The organism is Streptomyces misionensis (genome assembly GCF_900104815.1).
GTDB classification, from domain to species: Bacteria; Actinomycetota; Actinomycetes; order Streptomycetales; family Streptomycetaceae; genus Streptomyces; species Streptomyces misionensis.
Window position 1 is genome coordinate 4,732,280 of sequence record NZ_FNTD01000004.1, and the last position, 26,071, is coordinate 4,758,350.

Consider the following 26,071-nt stretch of genomic DNA (forward strand, 5'->3'; position numbering starts at 1 on the left):
CAGCGGATCGCATTCAGACACGTAAGTAACTCTGAAGGGACAACCATGGAAGCCAGGGCCCAGGCGCGGTACATCCGCGTCACGCCCATGAAGGCCCGCCGTGTGGTGGACCTCATCCGTGGCATGGACGCCACGGAGGCCCAGGCTGTTCTGCGATTCGCTCCGCAGGCAGCCTCGGTTCCGGTGGGCAAGGTGCTCGACAGCGCCATTGCCAACGCCGCGCACAACTACGACCACACCGATGTCGACAGCCTCTTCATCTCCGAGGCCTACGTCGACGAGGGCCCGACCCTGAAGCGGTTCCGTCCGCGCGCCCAGGGCCGTGCCTACCGGATCCGCAAGCGGACCAGCCACATCACCGTGGTCGTCAGCAGCAAGGAAGGAACCCGGTAATGGGCCAGAAGGTAAACCCGCACGGGTTCCGGCTCGGTGTCACGACCGACTTCAAGTCGCGTTGGTACGCCGACAAGCTGTACAAGGACTACGTCAAGGAAGACGTCGCCATCCGTCGGATGATGACGTCCGGCATGGAGCGCGCCGGCATCTCGAAGGTCGAGATCGAGCGCACCCGTGACCGCGTCCGCGTGGACATCCACACCGCTCGCCCGGGCATCGTCATCGGCCGCCGCGGCGCCGAGGCCGACCGCATCCGCGGTGACCTGGAGAAGCTGACCGGCAAGCAGGTCCAGCTGAACATCCTCGAGGTCAAGAACCCGGAGACGGACGCTCAGCTGGTGGCCCAGGCCGTCGCCGAGCAGCTGTCCTCCCGCGTCTCCTTCCGCCGTGCCATGCGCAAGAGCATGCAGTCGGCCATGAAGGCGGGCGCCAAGGGCATCAAGATCCAGTGCGGTGGCCGTCTCGGCGGCGCCGAGATGTCCCGCTCGGAGTTCTACCGCGAGGGCCGTGTGCCCCTGCACACGCTCCGCGCGAACGTGGACTACGGCTTCTTCGAGGCCAAGACGACCTTCGGCCGCATCGGCGTGAAGGTCTGGATCTACAAGGGCGACGTCAAGAACATCGCCGAGGTCCGCGCCGAGAACGCTGCGGCCCGTGCGGGTAACCGCCCGGCCCGTGGTGGTACCGACCGCCCGGCCCGTGGTGGCCGCGGTGGCGAGCGGCGCGGTCGCAAGCCGCAGCAGGCTGCCGGCGCCGAGGCCCCCAAGGCCGAGGCTCCCGCCGCCGCCGCTCCGGCTGAGAGCACCGGAACGGAGGCCTGACCGAAATGCTGATCCCCCGTAGGGTCAAGCACCGCAAGCAGCACCACCCGAAGCGCAACGGTATGTCCAAGGGTGGGACGCAGGTTGCGTTCGGCGAGTACGGCATCCAGGCGCTGACCCCGGCCTACGTCACGAACCGCCAGATCGAGGCGGCTCGTATCGCGATGACCCGTCACATCAAGCGTGGCGGCAAGGTCTGGATCAACATCTACCCGGACCGTCCGCTCACCAAGAAGCCCGCCGAGACCCGCATGGGTTCCGGTAAGGGTTCTCCTGAGTGGTGGATCGCCAACGTCAAGCCCGGACGTGTGATGTTCGAGCTGTCGTACCCCAACGAGAAGATCGCCCGTGAGGCGCTGACCCGTGCGGCCCACAAGCTGCCGATGAAGTGCCGGATCGTCAAGCGCGAGGCAGGTGAAGCGTGATGTCGGCCGGTACCAAGGCGTCCGAGCTGCGCGAGCTGGGCAACGAGGAGCTTCTGGCGAAGCTCCGCGAGGCCAAGGAAGAGCTGTTCAACCTCCGCTTCCAGGCGGCGACGGGCCAGCTCGAGAACCACGGCCGTCTGAAGGCGGTCCGCAAGGACATCGCCCGGATCTACACCCTCATGCGCGAGCGTGAGCTCGGCATCGAGACGGTGGAGAACGCCTGATGAGCGAGAGCAACGTGACTGAGAACAAGGAAGCTCGCGGTTTCCGCAAGACCCGTGAGGGTCTGGTCGTCAGCGACAAGATGGACAAGACCGTCGTCGTCGCCGTCGAGGACCGTGTCAAGCACGCGCTGTACGGCAAGGTCATCCGTCGTACGAACAAGCTCAAGGCGCACGACGAGCAGAACGCCGCGGGCGTCGGCGACCGCGTCCTCCTGATGGAGACCCGGCCGCTGTCCGCGACGAAGCGCTGGCGCGTCGTCGAGATCCTCGAGAAGGCCAAGTAGCAATTCCTGCGGGGCAGTTGCCTCGCAGGTCAGTTCCGCCAGGCTCGGCAGGGGTCTCCGCACGGAAACCCCTGCCGGGAACCGGCAGACAAACAGGAGATAGACGTGATCCAGCAGGAGTCGCGACTGCGTGTCGCCGACAACACTGGTGCGAAGGAGATCCTTTGCATCCGTGTGCTCGGTGGCTCCGGTCGCCGCTACGCGGGCATCGGTGACGTCATCGTCGCCACCGTCAAGGACGCGATCCCCGGTGGCAACGTGAAGAAGGGTGACGTCGTCAAGGCGGTCATCGTTCGCACCGTCAAGGAGCGCCGCCGTCCGGACGGCTCGTACATCCGCTTCGACGAGAACGCCGCCGTCATTCTGAAGAACGACGGCGACCCTCGCGGCACCCGTATCTTCGGCCCGGTCGGCCGTGAGCTGCGCGAGAAGAAGTTCATGAAGATCATCTCGCTCGCGCCGGAGGTGCTGTAAGCATGAAGATCAAGAAGGGCGACCTGGTCCAGGTCATCACCGGCAAGGACAAGGGCAAGCAGGGCAAGGTCATTGCCGCTTACCCGCGCGAGGAGCGTGTCCTGGTCGAGGGTGTCAACCGGGTCAAGAAGCACACCAAGGCCGGCCCGACCGCCAGCGGCTCCCAGGCCGGCGGCATCGTGACCACCGAGGCGCCGATCCACGTCTCCAACGTCCAGTTGGTCGTGGAGAAGGACGGTCAGAAGGTCGTCACGCGTGTCGGTTACCGCTTCGACGAAGAGGGCAACAAGATCCGCGTTGCCAAGCGGACGGGTGAGGACATCTGATGGCTACCACCACCACTCCGCGTCTGAAGCAGAAGTACCGTGACGAGATCGCGGGCAAGCTGCGTGACGAGTTCAAGTACGAGAACGTCATGCAGATCCCCGGCCTCGTCAAGATCGTGGTCAACATGGGTGTCGGCGACGCCGCCCGTGACTCGAAGCTGATCGAGGGCGCGATCCGCGACCTGACCACCATCACCGGTCAGAAGCCGGCCGTGACCAAGGCCCGCAAGTCCATCGCGCAGTTCAAGCTGCGTGAGGGCCAGCCGATCGGTGCCCACGTCACGCTCCGTGGCGACCGCATGTGGGAGTTCCTGGACCGCACCCTGTCGCTCGCGCTCCCGCGCATCCGCGACTTCCGCGGCCTGTCCCCGAAGCAGTTCGACGGCCGTGGCAACTACACCTTCGGTCTCACGGAGCAGGTCATGTTCCACGAGATCGACCAGGACAAGATCGACCGCGTCCGGGGTATGGACATCACCGTGGTGACCACGGCGACCAACGACGAAGAGGGCCGTGCCCTTCTCCGTCACCTCGGCTTCCCGTTCAAGGAGGCGTGAGCGAGATGGCGAAGAAGGCTCTCATCGCGAAGGCTGCTCGCAAGCCCAAGTTCGGTGTGCGTGGCTACACCCGCTGCCAGCGCTGCGGCCGCCCGCACTCCGTCTACCGCAAGTTCGGCCTGTGCCGCGTGTGCCTTCGTGAGATGGCTCACCGTGGCGAGCTGCCGGGCGTGACCAAGAGCTCCTGGTAGTCCCTGCTTTTAGGGATACCTGGACCTCTCGGTAAGCAACCGGGGTAGGCAGAGGTGCCGACTCTCATGGCTTAGGCTAGGAGGGTTGGGCCTCTGCCGCCCTGAACGACTTACTACGCCGTAGGTCCCCGCGCCGCACCCGTCCCGTCCCTGTACGGGGAGAGGGATGGCGCATATAGGAAACCCCGGCGAGAAAGGCCACAGGCCAATTCATGACCATGACTGATCCGATCGCAGACATGCTTACGCGTCTGCGGAACGCGAACTCGGCTTACCACGACTCGGTGTCGATGCCGCACTCCAAGATCAAGTCGCACATCGCGGAGATCCTCCAGCAGGAGGGCTTCATCACGGGCTGGAAGGTCGAGGACGCCGAGGTCGGCAAGAACCTCGTTCTCGAGCTGAAGTTCGGCCCGAACCGTGAGCGCTCCATCGCGGGCATCAAGCGGATCTCCAAGCCCGGTCTCCGGGTGTACGCGAAGTCCACCAACCTGCCCAAGGTGCTGGGTGGCCTCGGCGTGGCGATCATCTCCACGTCGCACGGGCTCCTCACCGACAAGCAGGCCGGCAAGAAGGGCGTGGGTGGGGAAGTCCTCGCCTACGTCTGGTAGCAGAAGGGAACGGAGGAAACAGCTATGTCGCGTATCGGCAAGCTCCCCATCGCGGTTCCCGCCGGCGTGGACGTCACCATCGACGGCCGCACGGTCAAGGTCAAGGGCCCCAAGGGCGAGCTGACCCACACCGTCGTGGCACCGATCGACATCGCCAAGGGCGAGGACGGCACCCTGCAGGTGACCCGCCCCAACGACGAGCGTCAGAGCAAGGCCCTGCACGGCCTGTCCCGCACGCTGGTGGCGAACATGATCACCGGCGTGACCCAGGGTTACGTGAAGAAGCTCGAGATCAGCGGTGTCGGTTACCGAGTGACCGCCAAGGGTTCCAACCTGGAGTTCGCTCTCGGTTACAGCCACCCGATCCTGGTCGAGGCCCCTGAAGGCATCTCCTTCAAGGTGGAGTCCCCGACCCGTTTCTCGGTCGAGGGCATCGACAAGCAGAAGGTCGGCGAGGTTGCGGCCAACATCCGCAAGCTGCGCAAGCCCGACCCGTACAAGGCCAAGGGCGTCAAGTACGAGGGCGAAGTCATCCGCCGCAAGGTCGGAAAGGCGGGTAAGTAAGCCATGGCATACGGGCAGAAGATCCTCAAGGGCGACGCCTACAAGCGCGCCGCGATCAAGCGCCGTCACATCCGGATCCGCAAGCGGATCTCCGGTACGGCGGAGCGCCCCCGTCTGGTCGTGACCCGCTCCAACCGCCACATCGTGGCGCAGGTGATCGACGACCTGAAGGGCCACACCCTGGCGTCGGCGTCCACCCTGGACGCGTCGATCCGCGGTGGCGAGGGCGACAAGTCCGCGCAGGCCAAGCAGGTCGGCGCCCTGGTCGCCGAGCGTGCCAAGGCCGCCGGTGTCGAGGCCGTCGTGTTCGACCGTGGTGGTAACCAGTACGCCGGCCGCATCGCGGCCCTGGCGGACGCCGCCCGCGAGGCCGGGCTCAAGTTCTGAGCCACGGTTCCGTAGCTAGCGGAAACAGAGAGAGGTAATTCCAATGGCTGGACCCCAGCGCCGCGGTGGCGGTGCCGGTGGCGGCGAGCGGCGGGACCGGAAGGGCCGTGACGGCGGCGCTGCTGCCGCCGAGAAGACCGCGTACGTCGAGCGTGTCGTCGCGATCAACCGCGTCGCCAAGGTTGTGAAGGGTGGTCGTCGCTTCAGCTTCACCGCGCTGGTCGTGGTGGGCGACGGTGACGGCACCGTGGGTGTCGGATACGGCAAGGCCAAGGAGGTGCCGGCCGCCATCGCCAAGGGCGTTGAGGAGGCCAAGAAGCACTTCTTCAAGGTCCCGCGTATCCAGGGCACCATCCCGCACCCGATCCAGGGTGAGAAGGCTGCCGGCGTCGTGCTGCTCAAGCCCGCGTCCCCCGGTACCGGTGTTATCGCCGGTGGTCCGGTGCGTGCCGTGCTCGAGTGCGCCGGTATTCACGACGTGCTGTCGAAGTCGCTCGGCTCCGACAACGCGATCAACATCGTGCACGCGACCGTGGAGGCCCTGAAGGGTCTGCAGCGTCCCGAGGAGATCGCGGCCCGCCGTGGTCTGCCGCTCGAGGACGTCGCTCCCGCGGCTCTGCTGCGTGCGCGTGCCGGGGCGGGTGCGTAATCATGGCGCAGCTCAAGATCACGCAGGTCAAGTCCTACATCGGCAGCAAGCAGAACCACCGCGACACCCTGCGCTCCCTTGGTCTCAAGGGCATCAACACGCAGGTCGTCAAGGAGGACCGCCCCGAGTTCCGCGGCATGGTGCACACCGTCCGCCACCTCGTGACGGTCGAGGAGGTCGACTGATCATGGCGGAGCAGAACCCGCTCAAGATCCACAACCTCCGTCCCGCCCCGGGCGCCAAGACCGCCAAGACCCGTGTGGGTCGTGGTGAGGCGTCGAAGGGTAAGACGGCCGGTCGTGGTACCAAGGGCACCAAGGCCCGCTACCAGGTTCCGGAGCGCTTCGAGGGCGGCCAGATGCCGCTGCACATGCGCCTCCCGAAGCTGAAGGGCTTCAAGAACCCGTTCAAGACCGAGTACCAGGTCGTCAACCTGGACAAGCTGGCCGCGCTCTACCCGCAGGGTGGCGAGGTCACCGTCCAGGACCTGGTCGAGAAGGGTGCCGTTCGCAAGAACAGCCTCGTCAAGGTCCTGGGCCAGGGCGAGGTCTCCGTGGCGCTGCAGGTGACGGTCGACGCCGTCTCCGGCTCCGCCAAGGAGAAGATCACCGCCGCCGGCGGTACGGTCACCGAGCTCGTCTGAACTACTCGGACGACGCGTCGATGACGTAAACGATCCCACCGGGGATACCTCACAATGAGGTATCCCCGGTTGGTCGTTCCAAGGGGGGCATGGTCGCCGGTAAGGTGGCCTGCACTGTTCTCACTTATTCGTCGAACCTCAGACCGTCACCCTTGACGCAGTTGCGCGGGGGTCGCAGGAGGCACCGTGCTCACCGCGTTCGCCCGGGCGTTCAAGACGCCCGACCTGCGCAAGAAGCTGCTCTTCACGCTGGGCATCATCGTGGTCTACCGGGTCGGTACCCACATCCCGATCCCCGGCGTCAACTACAAGGCCGTCCAGCAGTGCGTGAGCGAGGCGGGGGCCAACCAGGGCCTGTTCGGCCTCGTGAACATGTTCAGCGGCGGCGCGCTGCTGCAGATCACGGTCTTCGCGCTCGGCATCATGCCGTACATCACCGCAAGCATCATCCTTCAGCTGCTGACCGTGGTGATCCCGCGCCTGGAGGCCCTGAAGAAGGAGGGCCAGGCCGGGACGGCGAAGATCACGCAGTACACCCGTTACCTCACCCTCGCCCTGGCGATCCTCCAGGGCACCGGCCTGGTCGCCACCGCCCGCAGCGGCGCGCTGTTCAGCGGCTGCTCCGTCTCCACGAGCATCGTCCCGGACCAGGCGATCTTCACCACGATCACGATGGTCATCTGCATGACCGCCGGCACCACCGTGGTGATGTGGCTCGGTGAGCTGATCACCGACCGCGGCATCGGCAACGGCATGTCGATCCTGATGTTCATCTCGATCGCCGCGACCTTCCCGTCCGCGCTGTGGGCGATCAAGAAGCAGGGCACCCTGGCCGGCGGCTGGATCGAGTTCGGCACGGTGATCCTGGTCGGCCTGGTCATGGTCGCGCTGGTGGTCTTCGTCGAGCAGGCCCAGCGCCGCATCCCGGTCCAGTACGCGAAGCGGATGATCGGCCGTCGCTCCTACGGCGGTACGTCCACCTACATCCCGCTCAAGGTGAACCAGGCCGGTGTGATCCCGGTCATCTTCGCCTCGTCGCTGCTGTACATCCCGGCCCTCGTGGCTCAGTTCGCGGGCGGCAACTCGGGCTGGAAGCAGTGGGTGCAGGAGAACCTCACCAAGGGTGACCACCCGATTTACATCACCCTGTACTTCTTGCTCATCGTTTTCTTCGCGTTCTTCTACGTGGCGATCTCCTTCAACCCCGAAGAAGTCGCCGACAACATGAAGAAGTATGGTGGCTTCATCCCGGGCATCCGGGCTGGCCGACCGACCGCTGAGTACCTGTCGTACGTGCTCAACCGGATCACCTGGCCGGGTTCGCTGTATCTGGGTCTGATCGCTCTCGTACCGACAATGGCGTTGGTCGGCTTCGGGGCAAGCCAGAACTTCCCCTTCGGCGGTACCAGCATCCTCATCATCGTGGGTGTCGGCCTCGAGACGGTGAAGCAGATCGAGAGCCAGCTCCAGCAGCGCAATTACGAAGGGTTCCTCCGCTGATGCGTATCGTCCTCGTCGGGCCGCCCGGTGCCGGTAAGGGAACGCAAGCCGTCCGGCTCGCCGAGCAGCTGGCCATCCCGCACATCTCCACGGGTGACCTGTTCCGGGCCAACATCAGCCGGCAGACCGAGCTGGGCAAGCTCGCCAAGTCCTACATGGACGCCGGCAACCTCGTCCCCGACGAGGTGACCATCGCGATGGCCAAGGACCGCATGGAGCAGCCGGACGCCGCGGGCGGTTTCCTGCTGGACGGCTTCCCCCGCAACGTGGCGCAGGCCGAGGCGCTGGACGAGCTGCTGCGCACGGAGAACATGGCGCTGGACGCGGTGCTGGACCTGGAGGTCCCCGAGGACGAGGTCGTCAAGCGCATCGCGGGTCGGCGGATCTGCCGCAACGACTCCTCGCACGTCTTCCACGTGGCGTACAACGTGCCGCGGCAGGAGGGCGTCTGCGACGTGTGCGGCGGCGAGCTGTACCAGCGTGGGGACGACTCCGAGGAGACCGTCCGCACGCGCCTGGAGGTCTACCACACGCAGACCGAGCCCATCATCGACTACTACAAGTCGCAGGGCCTGGTCCGGACGATCTCCGCGCAGGCCTCGGTGGACGAGGTCACCCAGCGCGCGCTGGAGGCGCTGAAGAGCGAGCAGGCCGAGAACAAGTAAGCCCGGCCGCCTTCCGGCCGCGGTGCCCTCGACGGGGCGCCGCGGCCGTAGTGTTGTACAGGTACACCCAGTCCACGTGAGTGACGGAGAGCGCAGGCCCCCCATGGTGCAGATCAAGACGCCCGAGCAGATCGCCAAGATGCGTGCGGCGGGCCTGGTCGTCGCCGCGATCCACGCGGCCACCCGGGAGGCCGCGGTGCCCGGCGCCTCCACGAAGGACCTGGACGAGGTCGCCCGCAAGGTGCTCGCCGAGCACGGCGCCAAGTCGAACTTCCTGGGGTACGGCGGTTTCCCCGCGACCATCTGCACCTCCGTGAACGACGTGGTGGTGCACGGCATCCCGTCCGACGACGTCGTCCTCAAGGACGGCGACATCATCTCCATCGACTGCGGCGCGATCGTGGACGGCTGGCACGGCGACGCGGCCTACACGGCCTTCGTCGGCTCCGGTCACGCCCCGGAGCTGATCGAGCTGTCCCGGGTGACCGAGGAGTCGATGTGGGCCGGCATCGCGGCGATGAAGCAGGGCAACCGGCTGGTCGACGTCTCCCGGGCCATCGAGACGTACATCCGCCGCCAGCCCAAGCCGGGCGGCGGCCGGTACGGGATCATCGAGGACTACGGCGGCCACGGCATCGGCACCGAGATGCACATGGACCCGCACCTGCTGAACTACGTCGACCGCCGGCGCGGCAAGGGCCCCAAGCTGGTCCCCGGCTTCTGCCTGGCCATCGAGCCGATGGTGTCGCTCGGCACGCCCAGGACCGAGGTCCTGGAGGACGACTGGACGGTCATCACGACCGACGGCACCTGGTCCTCGCACTGGGAGCACTCCGTCGCGCTGACGGAGGACGGCCCGCTGGTCCTCACGGCCGTCGACGGCGGCAAGGCGAAGCTGGCGGAGCACGGCATCACCGTGGCTCCCGATCCGCTGGCCTGAACAACAGCTCGCATGGGCGACGCCCTGGTGGGGCAGAATTCCTCGATTCGCGTTTCCGGGTGCGCCGACGTAGACTGACTCGTCGGCTCTCGTGCACCCGCATGTCCGCATGCGCCCGTAAGGGACGCGGGAGAGTCGATCAAGGTAGTCGATTCGAAGGGCGAAGCGTGGCCAAGAAGCAAGGTGCCATCGAGATCGAGGGCACTGTCGTCGAGTCTCTGCCGAACGCCATGTTCAAGGTCGAGCTCCAGAACGGCCACCAGGTCCTGGCACACATCAGCGGCAAGATGCGTATGCACTACATCCGCATCCTCCCTGACGACCGGGTCGTGGTGGAGCTGTCTCCGTACGACCTGACGCGTGGCCGGATCGTCTACCGGTACAAGTAGATCTTGCCCGCGCCCCGGGTTCGCCCGGTGCGATGGCACTGACCCGGAGAACCTCACCCCATGAAGGTCAAGCCGAGCGTCAAGAAGATCTGCGACAAGTGCAGGGTGATCCGCCGTCACGGCCGGGTCATGGTCATCTGCGAGAACCCGCGCCACAAGCAGCGCCAGGGCTGACGCACGACCACCCCTCTCTGCACCTCTATCGCAGAGTTTTCGCGCGACGCGAGCTGAATTGTTCATACGCAGAACCCGAGCCCAGCGGCTCGACACCCCCGGTTCGGAGGCCGGGGACCCGGTTCGTACCTCATACGGCGGCCGGGAGCCGGTTCTGCGGAAGACCTCCGAAGATTCACCAGGAGCCATTGAATGGCACGCGTTTCCGGTGTTGACATCCCGCGCGAAAAGCGCGTGGAGGTCGCCCTCACCTACGTGTTCGGCATCGGCCGGACCCTCTCGAAGGAGACGCTGGCTGCGACCGGCGTCGACCCGAACACCCGCGTTCGTGACCTGAGCGAAGAGCAGCTGGTCGCGATCCGCGAGTACGTCGACAACAACATCAAGACCGAGGGTGACCTCCGTCGCGAGATCCAGGCCGACATCCGCCGCAAGGTCGAGATCGGTTGCTACCAGGGTCTCCGTCACCGTCGCGGTCTGCCCGTCCGCGGTCAGCGCACCAGCACCAACGCCCGTACCCGCAAGGGCCCGCGTCGCGCCATCGCCGGCAAGAAGAAGCCGGGCAAGAAGTAGTCCGCAGCGGACCTCTGTCCACGGTCTTCGCTGTAGGACCGACCACCTCCCTCTAGGAGTTTGTAGATGCCCCCCAAGGGTCGTCAGGGCGCTGCCAAGAAGGTGCGCCGCAAGGAAAAGAAGAACGTCGCTCACGGCCACGCGCACATCAAGAGCACGTTCAACAACACGATCGTCTCGATCACGGACCCCTCGGGCAACGTGATCTCCTGGGCCTCCGCCGGCCACGTCGGCTTCAAGGGCTCCCGGAAGTCCACGCCGTTCGCCGCGCAGATGGCCGCCGAGTCGGCTGCCCGCCGCGCCCAGGAGCACGGCATGCGCAAGGTCGACGTGTTCGTCAAGGGCCCGGGTTCCGGCCGTGAGACCGCGATCCGCTCCCTGCAGGCCACGGGCCTCGAGGTCGGCTCCATCCAGGACGTCACCCCGACCCCGCACAACGGCTGCCGTCCCCCGAAGCGCCGCCGCGTCTGACGCTCAGCGCTCCGCTGGATTTGCGGTTCCGGGCGGTACGGCCTCTGTGCAGAAGCCGTGCCGCCCGTACCCTTGCAGTACAGAGTCGGGCGTCAAATAGCGGGCGCCCCTGACTGAAGGATTCATTCCATGCTGATCGCTCAGCGTCCCTCGTTGACCGAAGAGGTCGTCGACGAGTTCCGCTCCCGGTTCGTGATCGAGCCGCTGGAGCCGGGCTTCGGCTACACCCTCGGCAACTCCCTGCGCCGTACCCTCCTGTCCTCGATCCCCGGTGCCGCCGTCACGAGCATCCGGATCGACGGCGTGCTGCACGAGTTCACCACCGTGCCGGGCGTCAAGGAGGACGTCACCGACCTGATCCTCAACATCAAGCAGCTGGTCGTCTCCTCGGAGCACGACGAGCCGGTCGTGATGTACCTGCGCAAGCAGGGCCCGGGTCTGGTCACCGCCGCCGACATCGCGCCCCCGGCCGGTGTCGAGGTGCACAACCCCGACCTCGTCCTCGCCACGCTCAACGGCAAGGGCAAGCTGGAGATGGAGCTGACCGTCGAGCGCGGTCGCGGCTACGTCTCCGCCGTGCAGAACAAGCAGGTGGGCCAGGAGATCGGCCGCATCCCGGTCGACTCCATCTACTCGCCGGTTCTGAAGGTCACGTACAAGGTCGAGGCCACGCGTGTCGAGCAGCGCACCGACTTCGACAAGCTGATCGTCGACGTCGAGACCAAGCAGGCGATGCGTCCGCGTGACGCCATGGCCTCCGCGGGCAAGACCCTGGTCGAGCTGTTCGGTCTCGCGCGCGAGCTGAACATCGACGCCGAGGGCATCGACATGGGTCCGTCCCCGACGGACGCCGCGCTCGCCGCCGACCTGGCGCTGCCGATCGAGGAGCTGGAGCTCACCGTTCGGTCGTACAACTGCCTCAAGCGCGAGGGCATCCACTCCGTGGGTGAGCTCGTCGCCCGCTCCGAGGCCGACCTGCTCGACATCCGCAACTTCGGTGCGAAGTCGATCGACGAGGTCAAGGCGAAGCTGGCCGGCATGGGCCTGGCCCTCAAGGACAGCCCGCCCGGATTCGACCCGACCGCCGCCGCGGACGCCTTCGGCGCGGACGACGACGCGGACGCCGGGTTCGTCGAGACCGAGCAGTACTGACAGCTCGGTCCGGACGGTCCGTTTTCGGGTGCGGGTGCGCCGCGGCTTGCCGCGAGTTTCCCGCACCCCCTCCGGGCGGGCACCCCTTCGGGGCCCGTCCGGATCTCCGACAGACAACCGTCTGCTCGGATACTGACCCCGGTACCTGATACGGCCAGGGCAGAGACACAGGAGAAGAACAATGCCGAAGCCCACCAAGGGTGCCCGTCTGGGCGGCAGCGCCGCGCACGAGAAGCTGCTCCTCGCGAACCTGGCGAAGAGCCTCTTCGAGCACGGCCGCATCACCACCACCGAGGCGAAGGCCCGCCGCCTGCGCCCGTACGCCGAGCGTCTGATCACCAAGGCGAAGAAGGGCGACCTTCACAACCGCCGTCAGGTGCTCCAGGTCATCACGGACAAGAGCATCGTGCACACGCTCTTCACCGAGATCGGCCCGCGGTACGAGAACCGTCCGGGTGGTTACACCCGCATCACCAAGATCGGCAACCGCCGTGGCGACAACGCGCCCATGGCCGTGATCGAGCTGGTCGAGGCGCTGACGGTGCAGCAGAACGCCGTGGGTGAGGCCGAGGCCGCCACCAAGCGCGCGGTCAAGGAGGCCGACGAGGCCAAGGCCGCCGAGGCCACCGAGGCGCCGGCCGAGGAGGCCGCTGCCGAGGAGTCCAAGGACGCCTGAGGCTCAGCCTGACGCGGGAAGCGGGTTCGCCCTTTGGGCGGGCCCGCTTTCGCGTACTTGAGAGGATCTGTGTGTGAGTGAAGTACAGCCGGGCCATGTCCGCGTCCGCCTCGACCTGTCCTACGACGGCGCCGGTTTCCACGGCTGGGCCAAGCAGGCCGGCGGCAAGCGGACCGTGCAGGGGGAGATCGAGGACGCGCTGCGCACGGTGACGCGGTCGAAGGAGACGTACGAGCTGACCGTGGCCGGGCGCACCGACGCCGGAGTGCACGCGCGCGGCCAGGTGGCGCACGTCGACCTGCCGGAGCAGCTGTGGGCGGAGCACCGCGAGAAGCTGCTCAAGCGGCTCGCCGGGCGGCTGCCGAAGGACGTGCGGATCTGGCGGGTGGCGCAGGCCCCGGAGGGGTTCAACGCGCGGTTCTCGGCGATCTGGCGGCGCTACGCGTACCGGGTGACGGACAACCCCGGGGGAGTGGACCCGCTGCTGCGCGGTCATGTGCTCTGGCACGACTGGCCGCTCGACGTGGACGCCATGAACGAGGCCGCGCGGGCGCTGCTCGGGGAGCACGACTTCGCCGCGTACTGCAAGCGCCGGGAGGGTGCCACCACCATCCGGACGCTCCAGGAGCTGAGCCTGGTGCGGGGCGCGGACGGCGTGATCACGGCGACGGTGCGGGCCGACGCGTTCTGCCACAACATGGTGCGTTCGCTGATCGGCGCGCTGCTGTTCGTCGGCGACGGGCACCGCGGCCCGGAGTGGCCGGGGAAGGTGCTGGCCGCGGGGGTACGGGACTCGGCCGTGCATGTCGTACGGCCGCACGGGCTGACCCTGGAGGAGGTCGGCTACCCCGCCGACGAGCTGCTGGCCGCCCGTAACAAGGAGGCCCGCAACAAGCGCTCGCTGCCGTCGGCGGGGTGCTGCTGAGCTACCGGTTCGCCGCCGCGGACGCCTGGGCCTGGCCGCGCTGCCGGATCTGCCGGAAGGTGAACTCCGCCAGGTTGTCGCCCGCGCCGAAGACCTGGGTGTCCTTGGTGGTGACGTTCTTGCCGGTGGTGAAGCCGGCGAGGGTGAAGTAGGCGTAGCGGCCGTAGGCGTTGCGGGTCGAGCGGCAGGTGGCGCCGTCGCAGAAGGCCGGGACGCCCGAGCCGGAGAGCGAGCGCACGATGCTGTGGTCGTCGGTCTGCTTGCGGGCCTTGGTGGCCTGGGCCTCGGTGTCGAACAGGGCGACGCCGACGGTGACCGCGACGTCCCCGTGGGTGTAGGTGGCGCGCATCAGCCGGGTGCAGCCGTTGGCGGTGAGGATGCCGGGCAGGGTGCCGCCCGCGGCGCCGGCGCAGCTGGTGGTGTCACTGGTCGCGCCCTTCTTGTACACCGTGCCGCCCATGGTCAGCCGGGTGCCCGGGAACAGGGTCCCGGGGCTCAGCGGGGCGGTGTCCTTCTTGGCGCTGGATATGAAGTCCTTCGGGTCCAGCGGCGGCGGGGCGCTGGTGGGCGCGAAGGAGGGCGCGGTGCCGGCCGTGCCGCCGGGCAGGGAGGCGCTGGGCAGCTGCGAGGCGCTGCCCGAGGGGCCGCTGTGCCCGTTCGCCGAGACGACGGCCAGGGCGACCGCGGCGCCGACGGCGATCGTGGCGAGCGCGCCGCCGCCGATGAACAGCAGCCTGCGCCGTTTGCTGCGGGTCTCCGAGGCCTCCGCGAGGGCGGCCCAGTCCGGTGTCCCGTCGTCGCCGCCGCTGCCCCAGGGCTGCTGAGGCTGCTGGGGCTGCTGGGATTGCGGTTTCCAGGGATCCCACTGAGACTGGGGTCCCCCCTGCCCGTAACTCATGGGGCGCATCTTAGGGCCTCTCGTTCGGATCACGCCGGGCTCGCGGGGCCTGGCACGCGCATCTGCTGCGTTGTCGTCGGTCGCCAACGCTCCGCGTTGACTCCCTCCTCCGCCTTGCATCTGCACGCACCAGACGCCGCTCCCTGATCCGCCGTTATCCAAACAAAAGACCCTTGACGCGGCAGACGCGGCGCAGGGCCCGCCGGGTGTCCTGCCTCGTTTTGACCCGTCCGGGGGCCGCCGGGTAACCTGCTTCTTCGTTGTGTATTGGCTTGCTCATTCTCACGGGACGGGCCCTTACACCGGTCCACCGGGCCGATGACCAGCGACCAGCGCGCGGTTTGCGTCACCGCAGTGCGGTCAAGGCTGTCGTGATCGTTTCGGTGACCTGTTCAGGACCATTCACTCGAAGCGAAGGCTACGAACCGTGCGTACGTACAGCCCCAAGCCCGGCGATGTGACGCGCCAGTGGCACGTCATCGACGCTCAGGACGTTGTCCTGGGCCGTCTCGCCACCACTGCTGCGACCCTCCTCCGGGGCAAGCACAAGCCGATCTACGCGCCGCACGTAGACGCTGGTGACTTCGTCATCATCATCAACGCCGACAAGGTGCACCTGTCCGGCAACAAGCGGACCCAGAAGATGGCCTACCGCCACTCCGGCTACCCGGGTGGTCTGCGGTCCGTCCGCTACGACGACCTGCTGGCCAACAACCCCGAGAAGGCCATCGAGAAGGCCGTCAAGGGCATGCTCCCCAAGAACTCCCTGGGCCGTCAGATGCTCTCGAAGCTGAAGGTCTACAAGGGTGACCAGCACCCGCACGCTGCCCAGCAGCCGGTGCCGTTCGAGATCACCCAGGTCGCGCAGTAAGTCCGGCCACCCCCTAAGACTGAAGAGAATCTGAGGAGAATCGTGGCCGAGACCACTGCCGAGCAGCCGCTCGAAGAGCTTGACATCGACAGCTACACCACCGAGTCCGAGGTCCCCGTCGAGGGCGAGTACACCTCGGAGTCCCTGGCCTCCCGCTTCGGCGAGCCCCAGCCGGCCGCCGGCCTGGGCCGCCGCAAGAACGCCATTGCCCGCGTCCGGATCGTTCCGGGCACCGGCAAGTGGAAGATCAACGGCCGCACCCTCGAGGACTACTTCCCGAACAAGGTGCACCAGCAGGAGGTCAACGAGCCCTTCAAGGTGCTCGAGCTCGAGGGCCGTTACGACGTCATCGCCCGCATCGCCGGTGGCGGTGTCTCCGGCCAGGCCGGTGCGCTCCGTCTCGGTGTCGCCCGTGCGCTGAACGAGGCGGACGTCGACAACAACCGTGGCCCGCTGAAGAAGGCCGGCTTCCTGCGCCGCGACGACCGTGCGGTCGAGCGGAAGAAGGCCGGTCTGAAGAAGGCCCGCAAGGCTCCGCAGTACAGCAAGCGCTAAGCAAGCCCGAGCTGCCTGCTCGTACTCCGAACGCCCCGGCGGCACGCCACTTGTGCCGTCGGGGCGTTCGTTTATCTCAGCCAAGGGCGTATAACGACACAAGACGCTCAAAGGCTTGTGTGACCGGATGGCGAGGCGCCCCCATCGACCCGGTGCCCGTCCGTTTACGCCATCGATGCTTCCTCAGGAGGACAAGTGGGACGACTCTTCGGCACGGACGGCGTGCGCGGTGTCGCCAACGCGGATCTGACGGCCGAGATGGCCCTCGGCCTCTCCGTGGCCGCGGCGCATGTGCTGGCCGAGGCGGGCACCTTCGAGGGTCACCGGCCGAAGGCCGTGGTCGGTCGGGACCCGCGGGCGTCCGGGGAGTTCCTGGAGGCGGCGGTCGTCGCGGGCCTGGCGAGCGCGGGCGTGGACGTCCTGCGGGTCGGGGTGCTGCCGACGCCCGCGGTGGCCCACCTCACCGGCGCGCTCGGCGCCGACCTCGGCGTGATGCTCTCCGCCAGCCACAACGCCATGCCGGACAACGGAATCAAGTTCTTCGCCCGCGGCGGTCACAAGCTCGCCGACGAGCTGGAGGACCGGATCGAGGCGGTGTACGAGTCGCACCGGCACGGCGAGCCGTGGCAGCGGCCGACCGGTGCCGGCGTCGGCCGGGTGCGCTCCTACGACGAGGGCTTCGAGCAGTACGTCACGCACCTGCTGTCGGTGCTGCCCAACCGGCTGGACGGGCTGAAGATCGTCCTGGACGAAGCGCACGGCGCGGCCTCGGGGGTCTCGCCGGAGGCGTTCACCCGGGCCGGTGCGCAGGTCGTCACCATCGGCGCCGCGCCGGACGGTCTCAACATCAACGACGGCTGCGGCTCCACGCACCTCGGCCCGCTGAAGGCGGCCGTGGTCGAGCACGGCGCGGACTTCGGCATCGCGCACGACGGTGACGCCGACCGGTGCCTCGCGGTGGACCACACCGGCGAGGAGGTCGACGGCGACCAGATCCTCTCCGTGCTCGCCCTCGCGATGCGGGAGCACTCCGCGCTGCGGGCCGACACCGTGGTGGCGACCGTGATGTCCAACCTCGGCTTCAAGCTGGCGATGGAGAAGGCCGGGATCCGGCTGGTGCAGACGGCCGTGGGCGACCGGTACGTGCTGGAGGAGATGAAGCGGCACGGGTTCGCCCTCGGCGGCGAGCAGTCCGGGCACGTGATCATCCTCGACCACGCGACGACCGGCGACGGCACGCTGACCGGTCTGCTGCTGGCCGCGCGGGTCGCCGAAAGCGGCCGTAGCCTGCGGGAGTTGGCGTCCGTGATGGAGCGGCTGCCGCAGGTGCTCATCAATGTGCCCGACGTCGACAAGTCGCGGGTGCGGACCTCCGCGGACCTGGCCGCGGCCGTCGTCGAGGCCGAGCGGGAACTCGGGGAGACCGGGCGGGTGTTGCTGCGGCCCTCCGGTACCGAGCCGCTGGTCCGGGTGATGGTCGAGGCGGCGGACATCGAGCAGGCGCGGTCGGTGGCCGGGCGGCTCGCCGACGCGGTGAAGTCGGCCCTGGGATAGGGCCGGTCCGGGGCGCGGGGAACCGTTTCGGTCGCTCGCGCCCAACCGGCGGGGCCGTACCGCCGCACGGCCCCGCGCGCCTCAGCCGTGCCGGCGCCGGCGCCCCCAGAAGTACTTCTGGGCCAGCAGGGTGAGGGTGCCCGCCAGCACGATGCCCGCGAGGTTCAGCAGGAGCTGTTCGGCCGAGCCGGCGGTCTGGCCGGTGTCGCCGTAGGCCAGGGCCACCGCCGCGTTGGCGGCGGCCGGGACCGTGGTGACCGAGATGGCGACGCCCACCAGCGCGCCGGACTTGGCGGAGGTCAGGGACAGGGTGCCGGCCACGCCCGCCAGCAGGGCGACGATGAACGAGAAGGCGTCGGGGGCGTAGACGAACGCGGTGTTGGGGCGGCTGCCTTCCAGGGCGGAGCGCTGGAACAGGCCGACGGCGTCCATGAACAGGGTGAAGCCGACCGTCACCGCCATCGCCGCCGCGAAGCCCACCAGCAGGGCGGTCAGGGAGCGCAGCGCCAGACGCGGGCGGCGCCGGACCAGGGCCGTGGAGATGCCGGCCAGCGGACCGAACTCGGGGCCCACGGCCATCGCGCCGACGATCAGGACCGCGTTGTCCAGCACCACACCGCAGGCCGCGATCATCGTGGCCAGCGTGATGAAGGCCAGGTAGGTCACCGAGAGGGTGGACTCCTCGTGGGTGGCCTCGGTCAGGCCCTCCCAGAGCACCGCGTCCGCGCCCTCGCCCGGGGCGTCCCGCTCGGCCTGCTCGGCCCGCCGGGACAGGGTCAGGCCGATCTCCTCGACGGTGATCGCGCCGGTGTCGTCCAGGCCCAGGTGCCGCAGCCCGGCGATGAGCCCGTCGCCCGCCTCCCGGGCGACGTCGCACAGCACGAGGTCGCCGGCCGGATCGCGGGCGGCCCCCGGTACCACCGCGAGGTGGGCGGTGCCGACCGTGTCCTCGACCAGTCGCACCACCTCGTCGGTCCGTTCGGCCGGGGTGATCAGGCGCAGATGCAGCATGGCGCCTTTTCTAACAGGTGCGCCGTGCCGTCCCCGCCGCCTTCGCCGTCCCGCCCTACAGCTTGCGCAGGCGCAGCCGCTGCACCTTGTGGTCCGCTCCCTTGCGGACGATCAGGGTGGCGCGGCCGCGGGTGGGGGCGATGTTCTCGACCAGGTTGGGCTTGTTGATCGTGCGCCACAGGGCGCGGGCGTAGTCGAGGGCCTCCTCCTCGGAGACCTGGGTGTACTTGCGGAAGTACGAGTGGGGGTCCTGGAACGCCGTCTGGCGCAGCTTCCTGAAGCGGCTGAGGTACCAGCGCTCGATGTCCTCGGCGCTCGCGTCGACGTACACGCTGAAGTCGAAGTAGTCGGCGAGGCCCACCCGGGTGCGGCCGTCCTTGCCGGGCAGCGCGGGCTGGAGGACGTTGAGGCCCTCCACGATCAGGATGTCGGGGCGGCGGACGGTGAGCTTCTGGTCGGGGACGATGTCGTAGATCAGGTGCGAGTAGACCGGTGCGGTCACCTCGCCCTTGCCGGCCTTGATGTCGGCGACGAAGCGGGTCAGCGCCCGGCGGTCGTACGACTCGGGGAAGCCCTTGCGGGACATCAGGCCGCGGGCCTCCAGTTCCCGGGTGGGCAGCAGGAAGCCGTCGGTGGTGACCAGCTCCACGCGCGGGTGCTCGGGCCAGCGGGACAGCAGGGCCTGGAGGAGACGGGCGACGGTGGACTTGCCGACGGCGACGGAGCCGGCCACGCCTATGACGAACGGGGTGCCGGACTGCGAGCCCTGCTCGCCGAGGAAGGTGTTCAGCGCGCCTCTGAGGCCGTCGGTGGCGCCGACGTAGAGGTTCAGCAGCCGGGACAGCGGGAGGTAGATGTCGCGCACCTCGTCCAGGTCGATCACATCGCCCAGACCGCGCAGCTTCTCCACCTCCTCGGCGGTGAGCGGCAGCGGCGTCTTGTCGCGCAGCGCGCTCCACTCGGCTCGGGTGAGGTCGACGTAGGGAGTCGCCTCCGGCCTGTGCCGGTGGGCGCTCCGGGGCATCGAGGGGACCGGTGAGATCACATTCCATTGTTAACGGAGTTCGAACGGCACGGGAGGTGGGGTCCGTCACGCGACTCGGCCGCCCCGTCACGCGCGCCGCGCCGGCCCGGGCGGACCCTCGTATGCCCGTGGGAATTTCCGAATTCGGGCAGGGAGTGACGGTTTCCGGCGCGGGGCGGACCGTAGGCTGCGGCCCATGTGCGGAATCGTGGGATACGTAGGGTCGCAGTCGGCGCTCGATGTCGTGATGGCCGGGCTGAAGCGGCTGGAGTACCGGGGTTACGACTCGGCGGGCGTCGCCCTGCCGGCGGACGGCGGTCTGGCCGCCGCGAAGAAGGCCGGGAAACTGGTCAACCTGGAGAAGGAACTGGTCGAGCGGCCGCTGCCGGCCGGTTCGACGGGCATCGGGCACACCCGCTGGGCCACCCATGGCGGCCCCACGGACGACAACGCGCACCCGCACCTCGACAACGCGGGCCGGGTCGCCGTCGTCCACAACGGCATCATCGAGAACTTCGCGGTGCTCCGGGCCGAGCTGGCCGAGCGCGGCCACGTGCTGAACTCCGAGACCGACACCGAGGTCGTCGCCCATCTGCTGGCCGAGGAGTACTCGGTGACCGGCGACCTCGCCGAGGCGATGCGGCTGGTGTGCCGGCGCCTGGAGGGCGCGTTCACGCTGGTCGCGGTGCACGCCGACGCCCCGGACGTGGTGGTCGGCGCGCGTCGCAACTCCCCGCTGGTGGTCGGCGTCGGCGAGGGCGAGGCGTTCCTGGCCTCGGACGTCGCCGCGTTCATCGCGCACACCCGCTCGGCGATCGAGCTGGGCCAGGACCAGGTGGTGGAGCTGCGCCGGGACGGCGTGACCGTCACCGGCTTCGACGGCCGCCCCGCCGAGGTGCACTCCTACCACGTGGACTGGGACGCCTCGGCCGCCGAGAAGGACGGCTACGACTACTTCATGCTCAAGGAGATCGCCGAGCAGCCCAAGGCGGTCGCCGACACCCTCCTCGGCCGGATCGACCCGTCCGGTTCGCTCACCCTGGACGAGCTGCGGATCTCCCCGTCCGAGCTGCGCGAGACCGACAAGGTCGTGATCGTGGCATGCGGTACGGCCTTCCACGCCGGGCTGATCGCCAAGTACGCCATCGAGCACTGGACGCGCATCCCCTGCGAGGTGGAGCTGGCCAGCGAGTTCCGCTACCGGGACCCGATCCTGGGCAGCCGCTCCCTGGTGATCGCCATCTCCCAGTCCGGCGAGACCATGGACACCCTGATGGCCCTGCGGCACGCCCGCGAGCAGGGCTCCAAGGTGCTGGCCATCTGCAACACCAACGGCTCCACCATCCCGCGCGAGTCGGACGCGGTGCTCTACACGCACGCCGGGCCCGAGGTCGCCGTCGCCTCCACCAAGGCGTTCCTCACCCAGCTGATCGCCTGCTACCTGGTCGCCCTCTACCTGGGCCAGGTGCGCGGCACCAAGTGGGGCGACGAGGTGCAGGCCGTGATCAAGGACCTGTCCCGGATCTCGGTCGAGGTCGAGCGCGTCCTGGAGACCATGGAGCCGGTACGGGCGCTGGCCCGCACCCTGGCCGCCAAGGACACCGTGCTCTTCCTGGGCCGGCACGTCGGCTACCCGGTCGCCCTCGAAGGCGCGCTCAAGCTCAAGGAACTCGCCTACATGCACGCCGAGGGCTTCGCGGCGGGCGAGCTGAAGCACGGCCCGATCGCGCTGATCGAGGAGGACATGCCGGTGGTGGTGGTCGTGCCGTCGCCGCGCGGCCGCTCCCTCCTGCACGACAAGATCGTCTCCAACATCCAGGAGATCCGGGCGCGCGGGGCGCGCACCATCGTGATCGCCGAGGAGGGGGACGAGGCGGTCGTCCCGTACGCCGACCACCTGATCCGCATCCCGGCCACGCCCACCCTGCTGCAACCGGTGGTGGCCACCGTGCCGCTCCAGGTCTTCGCCTGCGAGCTGGCCGCCGCGCGGGGCAACGAGGTGGACCAGCCGCGGAACCTGGCGAAGTCGGTGACGGTCGAGTAGCGCCGCCGCCGTCGCTCAGTGGACGGAGAAGCCTCCGTCCACGCAGATCGACTGGCCCGTGACGTAGGCGGAGGCGCGGCTCGCGAGGAAGACGGCCGCGCCCGCGAAGTCCCCGGCGAGGCCGTTGCGCCCGGTCATGGTGCGCGCGGCCAGCGCCGCCACGCGCTCCGGGTCGGCCGACAGCCGGGCGTTGAGCGGGGTCATCACGAAGCCCGGCACCAGGGTGTTGCAGGTGACCCCGTACGGCGACCAGGCCTCCGCCTGGGAGCGGGCCAGCGACTCCAGGGCGCCCTTGGAGACGCCGTACGCGCCGCTCGACACGAACGCGCGGTGCGCCTGCTGGGAGCTGATGTGGATGATCCGGCCGAAGCCGCGCTCGGCCATGCCGGGCCCGAACCGCCGGCCCAGCAGGAAGGGCGCCTCCAGGTTCACGGCCATGGTGGCGTCCCAGACGTCCTCGTCCAGCTCGTCCATCGGGGGCCGCAGATTGATCCCGGCGCAGTTGACGAGGATGTCGGGCTCCCCGTACACGGCCGCCGCCTCCTCGGCCACCGCCCGCACCCCTTCGCGGCTGCCCAGATCGCCCGCGACCCAGGCGGCCCGGCACCCGTCGGCCGTCAGCTCGCCGACGGTGGCGGCCAGTTGCTCCTCGCCGCGGGCCACGGCCACCACGCCGGCGCCGGCCCGGGCCAGTGCCCCGGTGATGGCCCGGCCGATGCCGGAACTGCCGCCGGTCACCACGGCGACGCGGCCGTCGAGCGAGAACAGGTCGGCGAGGTAGGACTGTTGGGACGCGGTGCTGGTCATGGCCGAAGCGTAGAGGGCGTACCGGTGCCGTCTGTCTAGGGTGCTGTCCATGAGCATCATCGGAGTCGGGATCGACGTGGCGGAGATCGACCGCTTCCGGGCGTCCCTGGAGCGCACCCCCCAGCTGGCCGACCGGCTGTTCGTGACACAGGAGTTGCTGCTGCCCAGCGGGGAGCGGCGCGGCATCGCCTCGCTGGCGGCCCGGTTCGCCGCGAAGGAGGCGCTGGCCAAGGCGCTCGGCGCGCCGCCCGGACTGCTGTGGACGGACGCCGAGGTGTACGTCGAGGACAGCGGGCGGCCCCGGCTGCGGGTGCGCGGAAGCGTGGCCGCGCGCGCCGCGGAGCTGGGGGTGCGGTCCTGGCACGTGTCCCTCAGCCATGACGCGGGCGTCGCCTCGGCCGTGGTGATCGCCGAGGGCTGAGCGGGCCCGGGTGTGGCCGGTGGGGGTTACGGGGCACACTCGGTGCCATGCGGAGTGCGTACGGCGTGGAGACGGTACGGGCGGCCGAGCGGGCCCTGATGGCGCGGCTGCCGGAGGGGGCGCTGATGCAGCGGGCGGCCGCCGGTCTCGCCGCCGCCTGCGCCGAACTGCTGGGCAAGGTGTACGGCAGCCGGGTGGTCCTGCTCGTGGGCAGCGGCGACAACGGCGGCGACGCGCTGTACGCGGGCGCCCGGCTGGCGCGCCGGGGGGCCGGGGTGACGGCCGTGCTCCTCGCGCCCGAGCGGGCGCACGCCGAAGGGCTGGCCGCGCTGCTGCGGGCCGGCGGCGTCGTCGGCGCGGCCGGCTCCGCCGAGGAGGTGCTGCTGCGGGCCGATCTCGTCGTGGACGGCATCGTCGGGATCGGCGGCAGGGGCGGGCTGCGGCCCGAGGCCGCGCGGCTGGTGGAGACGGTGCGGCGGTCCCGGGCCGCCGTGGTGGCGGTGGACCTGCCGAGCGGGGTCGAGGCGGACACCGGGGAGGTGCGGGGGGCCGCCGTGCGGGCGGACCTCACCGTCACCTTCGGGACGTACAAGCCCGGACTGCTGGTGGATCCGGCGCGGGAGCACGCCGGGGTGGTGCGGCTGGTCGACATCGGCCTGGAGCTGCCCGCCGAGGCCGAGCTGGAGGCGCTCCAGCACGCGGACGTGGCGCGGCTGCTGCCGGTGCCCGCGGCCGAGAGCGACAAGTACCGGCGGGGCGTGGTCGGGATCGCGGCCGGGTCCGCGCGCTATCCGGGCGCCGCGGTGCTCGCCGTCGCCGGGGCGCTGCGCGGCGGCGCCGGGGCCGTGCGCTACGTCGGCCCGGCCGCGGAGGCGGTCATCGCCCGCTTCCCGGAGACTCTGGTCTCCGACCGGGGCCCGGCCAAGGCGGGCCGGGTGCAGGCGTGGGTGACCGGACCGGGCGCCGGGGACGACGCGGCGACCGTCGCCGAGGTGCTGGCCGCCGAGGTGCCGGTGCTGCTGGACGCGGACGGGCTGCGCCTCGCGGAACGGGACGCCGTACGGGCGCGCACGGCGCCCACCCTGATGACACCGCACGCGGGGGAGGCCGCCGCGCTGCTGGGGGTGGCCCGCGAGGAGGTCGAGGGCGCCCGCCTCGCCGCGGCGCGCGAACTGGCGGCGGTCTACCGGGCGACGGTGCTGCTCAAGGGCTCGACCACGCTGGTCGCCGACGCGGCGGGCGGCGCGGTACGGGTGAACGCCACCGGCACCGGCTGGCTCGCCACCGCCGGCAGCGGCGATGTTCTCTCCGGTCTCGGCGGTTCCCTGCTGGCCTCGGGGCTGACCGCGCGGGACGCGGGGAGTGCCGCCGCGTACCTGCACGGCCTGGCGGGCCGGTTCGCGTCCGAGGGCGCTCCGGCGGGCGCCCATGACGTGGCGGACCGCATTCCGCGGGCGTGGCGGGACGTCAGGCGCTGAGCGGGGCGGCGCCGGGTTCACCGCGCCGGGCGGGGGCGGGCGCCGAGTCCCCGTGCCGGGCGGGGCGGGCGCCGAGTCCCGGTGCCGCACGCGGACGTGGCGCCCCGTCAGACACGTCCGGTCCGCAGCCCGCGCGCCGTCGTACCGCGCATCCCGGCGGCCCCGTGGCCGACACCACGATCCGGCCGGTACCGCGCTCTGAGAGACTGGGGGCGCCATGACTGAGACAGCAGCTGTGCCGACCGCCCCCCTGCGCGCCCGCGCCGAGATCGATCTGGGCGCCCTGCGCGCCAATGTGCGGACCCTGCGGGCCCGGGTGGGGGACGTGGCCGTGATGGCCGTCGTGAAGGCCGACGGATACGGGCACGGCGCGGTGCGCTGCGCCCGCGCGGCCGTCGAGGCCGGGGCCACCTGGCTCGGCACCGCCACGCCCGAGGAGGCCCTCGCGCTGCGCGCGGCCGGGCTCACCCAGCGCACGCTGTGCTGGCTGTGGGTGCCCGGCGGGCCCTGGCGGCAGGCGATCGAGGCCGACGTCGACGTGTCGCTCAGCGGGATGTGGGCGCTGCGGGAGGTCACCGAGGCCGCCCGCGCGGCCGGGCGGACCGCACGGGTCCAGCTGAAGGCGGACACCGGGCTCGGCCGCAACGGCTGCCAGCCCGGCGCCGACTGGGAGGAACTGGTCGCCGCCGCCCTGCGCGCCGAGACCGAGGGCCTGGTCCGGGTCACCGGCCTGTGGTCCCACTTCGCCTGCGCCGACGAGCCCGGCCACCCCTCCATCGCCGCCCAGCTCACCCGCTTCCGGGAGATGGTGGCCTATGCCGAGGAGCGGGGCGTCCGCCCCGAGGTGCGGCACATCGCCAACTCGCCCGCCACGCTCACCCTCCCCGAGACCCACTTCGACCTGGTCCGCCCGGGCATCGCCATGTACGGCCTGTCGCCCAGCCCCGAGATCGGCACCCCCGGGGACTTCGGGCTGCGCCCGGTGATGACGCTCAGCGCCTCGCTGGCACTGGTCAAGCACGTGCCGGGCGAGCACGGCGTCAGCTACGGCCACCACTACGTCACCCCCGGCCCCACCACCCTCGGCCTCGTCCCGCTCGGCTACGGCGACGGCGTCCCGCGGCACGCCTCCGGCGCGGGCCCGGTGCTGGTCGACGGCAAGTGGCGGACGGCGGCCGGGCGGGTCGCCATGGACCAGTTCGTGGTGGACCTCGGCGGCGACGAACCGCCGGTCGGCTCGCAGGCCGTGCTGTTCGGGCCCGGCGACCGCGGCGAGCCCACCGCCGAGGACTGGGCGGCGGCCTGCGGCACGATCGGATACGAGATCGTCACGCGCATCGGAAGCCGCGTGCCCCGCGTCTACGTCAACGAGGAAGAGCGCGGATAACCCG

General features: G+C 69.7%; 36 protein-coding genes. 32 read left to right on the forward strand and 4 right to left on the reverse strand.

Annotation, left to right across the window (positions count from 1 at the left end):
* Positions 1–45: 45 nt before the first annotated feature.
* The 25 genes from rplV (at position 46) to truA (ending at position 14,017) form a co-directional block, all read left to right on the forward strand.
* A complete protein-coding gene (gene rplV, locus BLW85_RS23210) occupies positions 46–393 on the forward strand; it encodes a 50S ribosomal protein L22 (protein WP_006130776.1) in 348 nt (115 codons plus the stop codon).
* Positions 393–1,217, forward strand: coding sequence for a 30S ribosomal protein S3 (rpsC, locus tag BLW85_RS23215; RefSeq protein WP_074993019.1), 825 nt, complete (start codon positions 393–395; stop codon positions 1,215–1,217). Before rplV ends, rpsC begins: the two co-directional genes overlap by 1 nt.
* Positions 1,218–1,222: 5 nt before the next feature.
* Positions 1,223–1,642 carry a 50S ribosomal protein L16 gene (gene rplP, locus BLW85_RS23220; RefSeq protein ID WP_009190136.1) on the forward strand — a complete coding sequence of 140 codons (420 nt, stop codon included), beginning with the start codon at positions 1,223–1,225 and terminating at the stop codon, positions 1,640–1,642.
* Positions 1,642–1,866 carry a 50S ribosomal protein L29 gene (gene rpmC / locus BLW85_RS23225; RefSeq protein ID WP_007494763.1) on the forward strand — a complete coding sequence of 75 codons (225 nt, stop codon included), beginning with the start codon at positions 1,642–1,644 and terminating at the stop codon, positions 1,864–1,866. The genes rplP and rpmC overlap by 1 nt, the downstream gene beginning before the upstream one ends.
* Positions 1,866–2,150, forward strand: coding sequence for a 30S ribosomal protein S17 (gene rpsQ / locus BLW85_RS23230; protein WP_039656223.1), 285 nt, complete (start codon positions 1,866–1,868; stop codon positions 2,148–2,150). The genes rpmC and rpsQ overlap by 1 nt, the downstream gene beginning before the upstream one ends.
* A 105-nt stretch (positions 2,151–2,255) precedes the next feature.
* On the forward strand, positions 2,256–2,624 hold the full coding sequence (gene rplN, locus BLW85_RS23235) for a 50S ribosomal protein L14 (protein ID WP_003998823.1): 369 nt from the start codon (positions 2,256–2,258) through the stop codon (positions 2,622–2,624).
* 2 nt (positions 2,625–2,626) lie between these two features.
* Positions 2,627–2,950, forward strand: coding sequence for a 50S ribosomal protein L24 (rplX, locus tag BLW85_RS23240; protein ID WP_014674376.1), 324 nt, complete (start codon positions 2,627–2,629; stop codon positions 2,948–2,950).
* Positions 2,950–3,507 carry a 50S ribosomal protein L5 gene (gene rplE, locus BLW85_RS23245; protein WP_070026314.1) on the forward strand — a complete coding sequence of 186 codons (558 nt, stop codon included), beginning with the start codon at positions 2,950–2,952 and terminating at the stop codon, positions 3,505–3,507. The genes rplX and rplE overlap by 1 nt, the downstream gene beginning before the upstream one ends.
* A 5-nt stretch (positions 3,508–3,512) precedes the next feature.
* Complete coding sequence (locus BLW85_RS23250) at positions 3,513–3,698, forward strand: type Z 30S ribosomal protein S14 (protein ID WP_003948630.1); 186 nt, start codon at positions 3,513–3,515, stop codon at positions 3,696–3,698.
* Between the two features lie 212 nt (positions 3,699–3,910).
* Positions 3,911–4,309, forward strand: coding sequence for a 30S ribosomal protein S8 (rpsH, locus tag BLW85_RS23260; protein WP_014674378.1), 399 nt, complete (start codon positions 3,911–3,913; stop codon positions 4,307–4,309).
* A gap of 24 nt (positions 4,310–4,333) precedes the next feature.
* Positions 4,334–4,873, forward strand: a complete 540-nt coding sequence (gene rplF / locus BLW85_RS23265; RefSeq protein WP_070026313.1) for a 50S ribosomal protein L6 — start codon at positions 4,334–4,336, stop codon at positions 4,871–4,873.
* A gap of 3 nt (positions 4,874–4,876) precedes the next feature.
* Positions 4,877–5,260, forward strand: a complete 384-nt coding sequence (gene rplR / locus BLW85_RS23270; protein WP_070026312.1) for a 50S ribosomal protein L18 — start codon at positions 4,877–4,879, stop codon at positions 5,258–5,260.
* Between the two features lie 43 nt (positions 5,261–5,303).
* Positions 5,304–5,909, forward strand: coding sequence for a 30S ribosomal protein S5 (gene rpsE, locus BLW85_RS23275; protein WP_009190144.1), 606 nt, complete (start codon positions 5,304–5,306; stop codon positions 5,907–5,909).
* 2 nt (positions 5,910–5,911) lie between these two features.
* On the forward strand, positions 5,912–6,094 hold the full coding sequence (gene rpmD, locus BLW85_RS23280) for a 50S ribosomal protein L30 (RefSeq protein ID WP_003974250.1): 183 nt from the start codon (positions 5,912–5,914) through the stop codon (positions 6,092–6,094).
* Between the two features lie 2 nt (positions 6,095–6,096).
* Positions 6,097–6,552 carry a 50S ribosomal protein L15 gene (rplO, locus tag BLW85_RS23285; RefSeq protein WP_070026311.1) on the forward strand — a complete coding sequence of 152 codons (456 nt, stop codon included), beginning with the start codon at positions 6,097–6,099 and terminating at the stop codon, positions 6,550–6,552.
* Between the two features lie 186 nt (positions 6,553–6,738).
* A complete protein-coding gene (gene secY, locus BLW85_RS23290) occupies positions 6,739–8,052 on the forward strand; it encodes a preprotein translocase subunit SecY (RefSeq protein WP_070026310.1) in 1,314 nt (437 codons plus the stop codon).
* Positions 8,052–8,717 (forward strand): adenylate kinase, encoded by a 666-nt coding sequence (locus BLW85_RS23295; RefSeq protein WP_070026309.1) that lies wholly within the window; start codon positions 8,052–8,054, stop codon positions 8,715–8,717. Before secY ends, BLW85_RS23295 begins: the two co-directional genes overlap by 1 nt.
* 103 nt (positions 8,718–8,820) lie before the next feature.
* Positions 8,821–9,657, forward strand: a complete 837-nt coding sequence (gene map, locus BLW85_RS23300) for a type I methionyl aminopeptidase (protein WP_070026308.1) — start codon at positions 8,821–8,823, stop codon at positions 9,655–9,657.
* A 167-nt stretch (positions 9,658–9,824) separates the two neighbouring features.
* Positions 9,825–10,046: a translation initiation factor IF-1 gene (gene infA, locus BLW85_RS23305; protein ID WP_003948620.1), complete on the forward strand. Its 222-nt coding sequence runs from the start codon at positions 9,825–9,827 to the stop codon at positions 10,044–10,046.
* A gap of 60 nt (positions 10,047–10,106) precedes the next feature.
* A complete protein-coding gene (gene rpmJ / locus BLW85_RS23310; protein ID WP_003998809.1) occupies positions 10,107–10,220 on the forward strand; it encodes a 50S ribosomal protein L36 in 114 nt (37 codons plus the stop codon).
* A gap of 192 nt (positions 10,221–10,412) precedes the next feature.
* The gene (gene rpsM, locus BLW85_RS23315) at positions 10,413–10,793 is read left to right on the forward strand and encodes a 30S ribosomal protein S13 (protein WP_009300593.1); all 381 of its coding nucleotides are present in this window, start codon (positions 10,413–10,415) and stop codon (positions 10,791–10,793) included.
* Positions 10,794–10,859: 66 nt separating this feature from the next.
* Positions 10,860–11,264: a 30S ribosomal protein S11 gene (rpsK, locus tag BLW85_RS23320; protein ID WP_003956432.1), complete on the forward strand. Its 405-nt coding sequence runs from the start codon at positions 10,860–10,862 to the stop codon at positions 11,262–11,264.
* Between the two features lie 129 nt (positions 11,265–11,393).
* On the forward strand, positions 11,394–12,416 hold the full coding sequence (locus tag BLW85_RS23325) for a DNA-directed RNA polymerase subunit alpha (protein WP_003966937.1): 1,023 nt from the start codon (positions 11,394–11,396) through the stop codon (positions 12,414–12,416).
* A gap of 181 nt (positions 12,417–12,597) precedes the next feature.
* On the forward strand, positions 12,598–13,092 hold the full coding sequence (rplQ, locus tag BLW85_RS23330) for a 50S ribosomal protein L17 (RefSeq protein ID WP_070026307.1): 495 nt from the start codon (positions 12,598–12,600) through the stop codon (positions 13,090–13,092).
* A gap of 73 nt (positions 13,093–13,165) precedes the next feature.
* Entirely contained in the window at positions 13,166–14,017 is an 852-nt protein-coding gene (gene truA, locus BLW85_RS23335) for a tRNA pseudouridine(38-40) synthase TruA (RefSeq protein WP_070026306.1), read from the forward strand.
* 1 nt (position 14,018) lies between these two features.
* Here the strand turns inward: truA and BLW85_RS23340 are convergent, their stop codons facing one another.
* Complete coding sequence (locus BLW85_RS23340) at positions 14,019–14,915, reverse strand: hypothetical protein (RefSeq protein ID WP_074996176.1); 897 nt, start codon at positions 14,913–14,915, stop codon at positions 14,019–14,021.
* 427 nt (positions 14,916–15,342) lie between these two features.
* On the opposite strand from BLW85_RS23340, the gene rplM reads away from it, so the two are divergent.
* The 3 genes from rplM (at position 15,343) to glmM (ending at position 17,895) form a co-directional block, all read left to right on the forward strand.
* Entirely contained in the window at positions 15,343–15,786 is a 444-nt protein-coding gene (gene rplM / locus BLW85_RS23345; RefSeq protein WP_070026304.1) for a 50S ribosomal protein L13, read from the forward strand.
* Between the two features lie 42 nt (positions 15,787–15,828).
* On the forward strand, positions 15,829–16,341 hold the full coding sequence (gene rpsI / locus BLW85_RS23350) for a 30S ribosomal protein S9 (RefSeq protein ID WP_003998795.1): 513 nt from the start codon (positions 15,829–15,831) through the stop codon (positions 16,339–16,341).
* Between the two features lie 195 nt (positions 16,342–16,536).
* The gene (gene glmM / locus BLW85_RS23355) at positions 16,537–17,895 is read left to right on the forward strand and encodes a phosphoglucosamine mutase (RefSeq protein WP_070026303.1); all 1,359 of its coding nucleotides are present in this window, start codon (positions 16,537–16,539) and stop codon (positions 17,893–17,895) included.
* An 81-nt stretch (positions 17,896–17,976) separates the two neighbouring features.
* On the opposite strand, the gene BLW85_RS23360 is transcribed toward glmM, so the two are convergent.
* Positions 17,977–18,906 (reverse strand): DUF389 domain-containing protein, encoded by a 930-nt coding sequence (locus BLW85_RS23360; protein ID WP_074993020.1) that lies wholly within the window; start codon positions 18,904–18,906, stop codon positions 17,977–17,979.
* A 55-nt stretch (positions 18,907–18,961) separates the two neighbouring features.
* Entirely contained in the window at positions 18,962–19,930 is a 969-nt protein-coding gene (gene coaA / locus BLW85_RS23365; RefSeq protein WP_070026302.1) for a type I pantothenate kinase, read from the reverse strand.
* Between the two features lie 196 nt (positions 19,931–20,126).
* Between coaA and glmS the strand changes: the two genes are divergently transcribed.
* Positions 20,127–21,974 carry a glutamine--fructose-6-phosphate transaminase (isomerizing) gene (gene glmS / locus BLW85_RS23370; protein WP_071828686.1) on the forward strand — a complete coding sequence of 616 codons (1,848 nt, stop codon included), beginning with the start codon at positions 20,127–20,129 and terminating at the stop codon, positions 21,972–21,974.
* Positions 21,975–21,989: 15 nt separating this feature from the next.
* Here glmS and BLW85_RS23375 read toward each other — a convergent pair whose 3' ends face one another.
* Positions 21,990–22,781: an SDR family NAD(P)-dependent oxidoreductase gene (locus tag BLW85_RS23375; RefSeq protein WP_070026300.1), complete on the reverse strand. Its 792-nt coding sequence runs from the start codon at positions 22,779–22,781 to the stop codon at positions 21,990–21,992.
* 49 nt (positions 22,782–22,830) lie between these two features.
* Between BLW85_RS23375 and BLW85_RS23380 the strand changes: the two genes are divergently transcribed.
* The 3 genes from BLW85_RS23380 to alr all read left to right on the forward strand — a co-directional run bounded on the left by BLW85_RS23380 (position 22,831) and on the right by alr (position 26,067).
* Entirely contained in the window at positions 22,831–23,202 is a 372-nt protein-coding gene (locus BLW85_RS23380) for a holo-ACP synthase (RefSeq protein WP_070026299.1), read from the forward strand.
* 47 nt (positions 23,203–23,249) lie between these two features.
* Positions 23,250–24,680: an NAD(P)H-hydrate dehydratase gene (locus tag BLW85_RS23385; RefSeq protein WP_107409164.1), complete on the forward strand. Its 1,431-nt coding sequence runs from the start codon at positions 23,250–23,252 to the stop codon at positions 24,678–24,680.
* Positions 24,681–24,897: 217 nt separating this feature from the next.
* On the forward strand, positions 24,898–26,067 hold the full coding sequence (alr, locus tag BLW85_RS23390) for an alanine racemase (protein WP_070026297.1): 1,170 nt from the start codon (positions 24,898–24,900) through the stop codon (positions 26,065–26,067).
* The last annotated feature ends 4 nt before the right edge of the window (positions 26,068–26,071 follow it).

Coding starts and splice junctions, on each gene's coding strand:
- glmS (WP_071828686.1), top strand. CDS start 20,127: ATGTGCGGAATCGTGGGATACGTAGGGTCGCAGTCGGCGCTCGATGTC.
- rpsC (WP_074993019.1), top strand. CDS start 393: ATGGGCCAGAAGGTAAACCCGCACGGGTTCCGGCTCGGTGTCACGACC.
- rpsQ (WP_039656223.1), top strand. CDS start 1,866: ATGAGCGAGAGCAACGTGACTGAGAACAAGGAAGCTCGCGGTTTCCGC.
- BLW85_RS23360 (WP_074993020.1), bottom strand. CDS start 18,906: ATGCTGCATCTGCGCCTGATCACCCCGGCCGAACGGACCGACGAGGTG.
- map (WP_070026308.1), top strand. CDS start 8,821: ATGGTGCAGATCAAGACGCCCGAGCAGATCGCCAAGATGCGTGCGGCG.
- rplX (WP_014674376.1), top strand. CDS start 2,627: ATGAAGATCAAGAAGGGCGACCTGGTCCAGGTCATCACCGGCAAGGAC.
- rplP (WP_009190136.1), top strand. CDS start 1,223: ATGCTGATCCCCCGTAGGGTCAAGCACCGCAAGCAGCACCACCCGAAG.
- rpmC (WP_007494763.1), top strand. CDS start 1,642: ATGTCGGCCGGTACCAAGGCGTCCGAGCTGCGCGAGCTGGGCAACGAG.
- rplE (WP_070026314.1), top strand. CDS start 2,950: ATGGCTACCACCACCACTCCGCGTCTGAAGCAGAAGTACCGTGACGAG.
- BLW85_RS23380 (WP_070026299.1), top strand. CDS start 22,831: ATGAGCATCATCGGAGTCGGGATCGACGTGGCGGAGATCGACCGCTTC.
- BLW85_RS23375 (WP_070026300.1), bottom strand. CDS start 22,781: ATGACCAGCACCGCGTCCCAACAGTCCTACCTCGCCGACCTGTTCTCG.
- rpsE (WP_009190144.1), top strand. CDS start 5,304: ATGGCTGGACCCCAGCGCCGCGGTGGCGGTGCCGGTGGCGGCGAGCGG.
- rplQ (WP_070026307.1), top strand. CDS start 12,598: ATGCCGAAGCCCACCAAGGGTGCCCGTCTGGGCGGCAGCGCCGCGCAC.
- rpsM (WP_009300593.1), top strand. CDS start 10,413: ATGGCACGCGTTTCCGGTGTTGACATCCCGCGCGAAAAGCGCGTGGAG.
- BLW85_RS23385 (WP_107409164.1), top strand. CDS start 23,250: ATGCGGAGTGCGTACGGCGTGGAGACGGTACGGGCGGCCGAGCGGGCC.
- rplV (WP_006130776.1), top strand. CDS start 46: ATGGAAGCCAGGGCCCAGGCGCGGTACATCCGCGTCACGCCCATGAAG.
- rpsH (WP_014674378.1), top strand. CDS start 3,911: ATGACCATGACTGATCCGATCGCAGACATGCTTACGCGTCTGCGGAAC.
- rplF (WP_070026313.1), top strand. CDS start 4,334: ATGTCGCGTATCGGCAAGCTCCCCATCGCGGTTCCCGCCGGCGTGGAC.
- BLW85_RS23340 (WP_074996176.1), bottom strand. CDS start 14,915: ATGAGTTACGGGCAGGGGGGACCCCAGTCTCAGTGGGATCCCTGGAAA.
- coaA (WP_070026302.1), bottom strand. CDS start 19,930: ATGCCCCGGAGCGCCCACCGGCACAGGCCGGAGGCGACTCCCTACGTC.
- BLW85_RS23295 (WP_070026309.1), top strand. CDS start 8,052: ATGCGTATCGTCCTCGTCGGGCCGCCCGGTGCCGGTAAGGGAACGCAA.
- BLW85_RS23325 (WP_003966937.1), top strand. CDS start 11,394: ATGCTGATCGCTCAGCGTCCCTCGTTGACCGAAGAGGTCGTCGACGAG.
- rpmJ (WP_003998809.1), top strand. CDS start 10,107: ATGAAGGTCAAGCCGAGCGTCAAGAAGATCTGCGACAAGTGCAGGGTG.
- rpsK (WP_003956432.1), top strand. CDS start 10,860: ATGCCCCCCAAGGGTCGTCAGGGCGCTGCCAAGAAGGTGCGCCGCAAG.
- rplO (WP_070026311.1), top strand. CDS start 6,097: ATGGCGGAGCAGAACCCGCTCAAGATCCACAACCTCCGTCCCGCCCCG.
- rpmD (WP_003974250.1), top strand. CDS start 5,912: ATGGCGCAGCTCAAGATCACGCAGGTCAAGTCCTACATCGGCAGCAAG.
- rplR (WP_070026312.1), top strand. CDS start 4,877: ATGGCATACGGGCAGAAGATCCTCAAGGGCGACGCCTACAAGCGCGCC.
- alr (WP_070026297.1), top strand. CDS start 24,898: ATGACTGAGACAGCAGCTGTGCCGACCGCCCCCCTGCGCGCCCGCGCC.
- BLW85_RS23250 (WP_003948630.1), top strand. CDS start 3,513: ATGGCGAAGAAGGCTCTCATCGCGAAGGCTGCTCGCAAGCCCAAGTTC.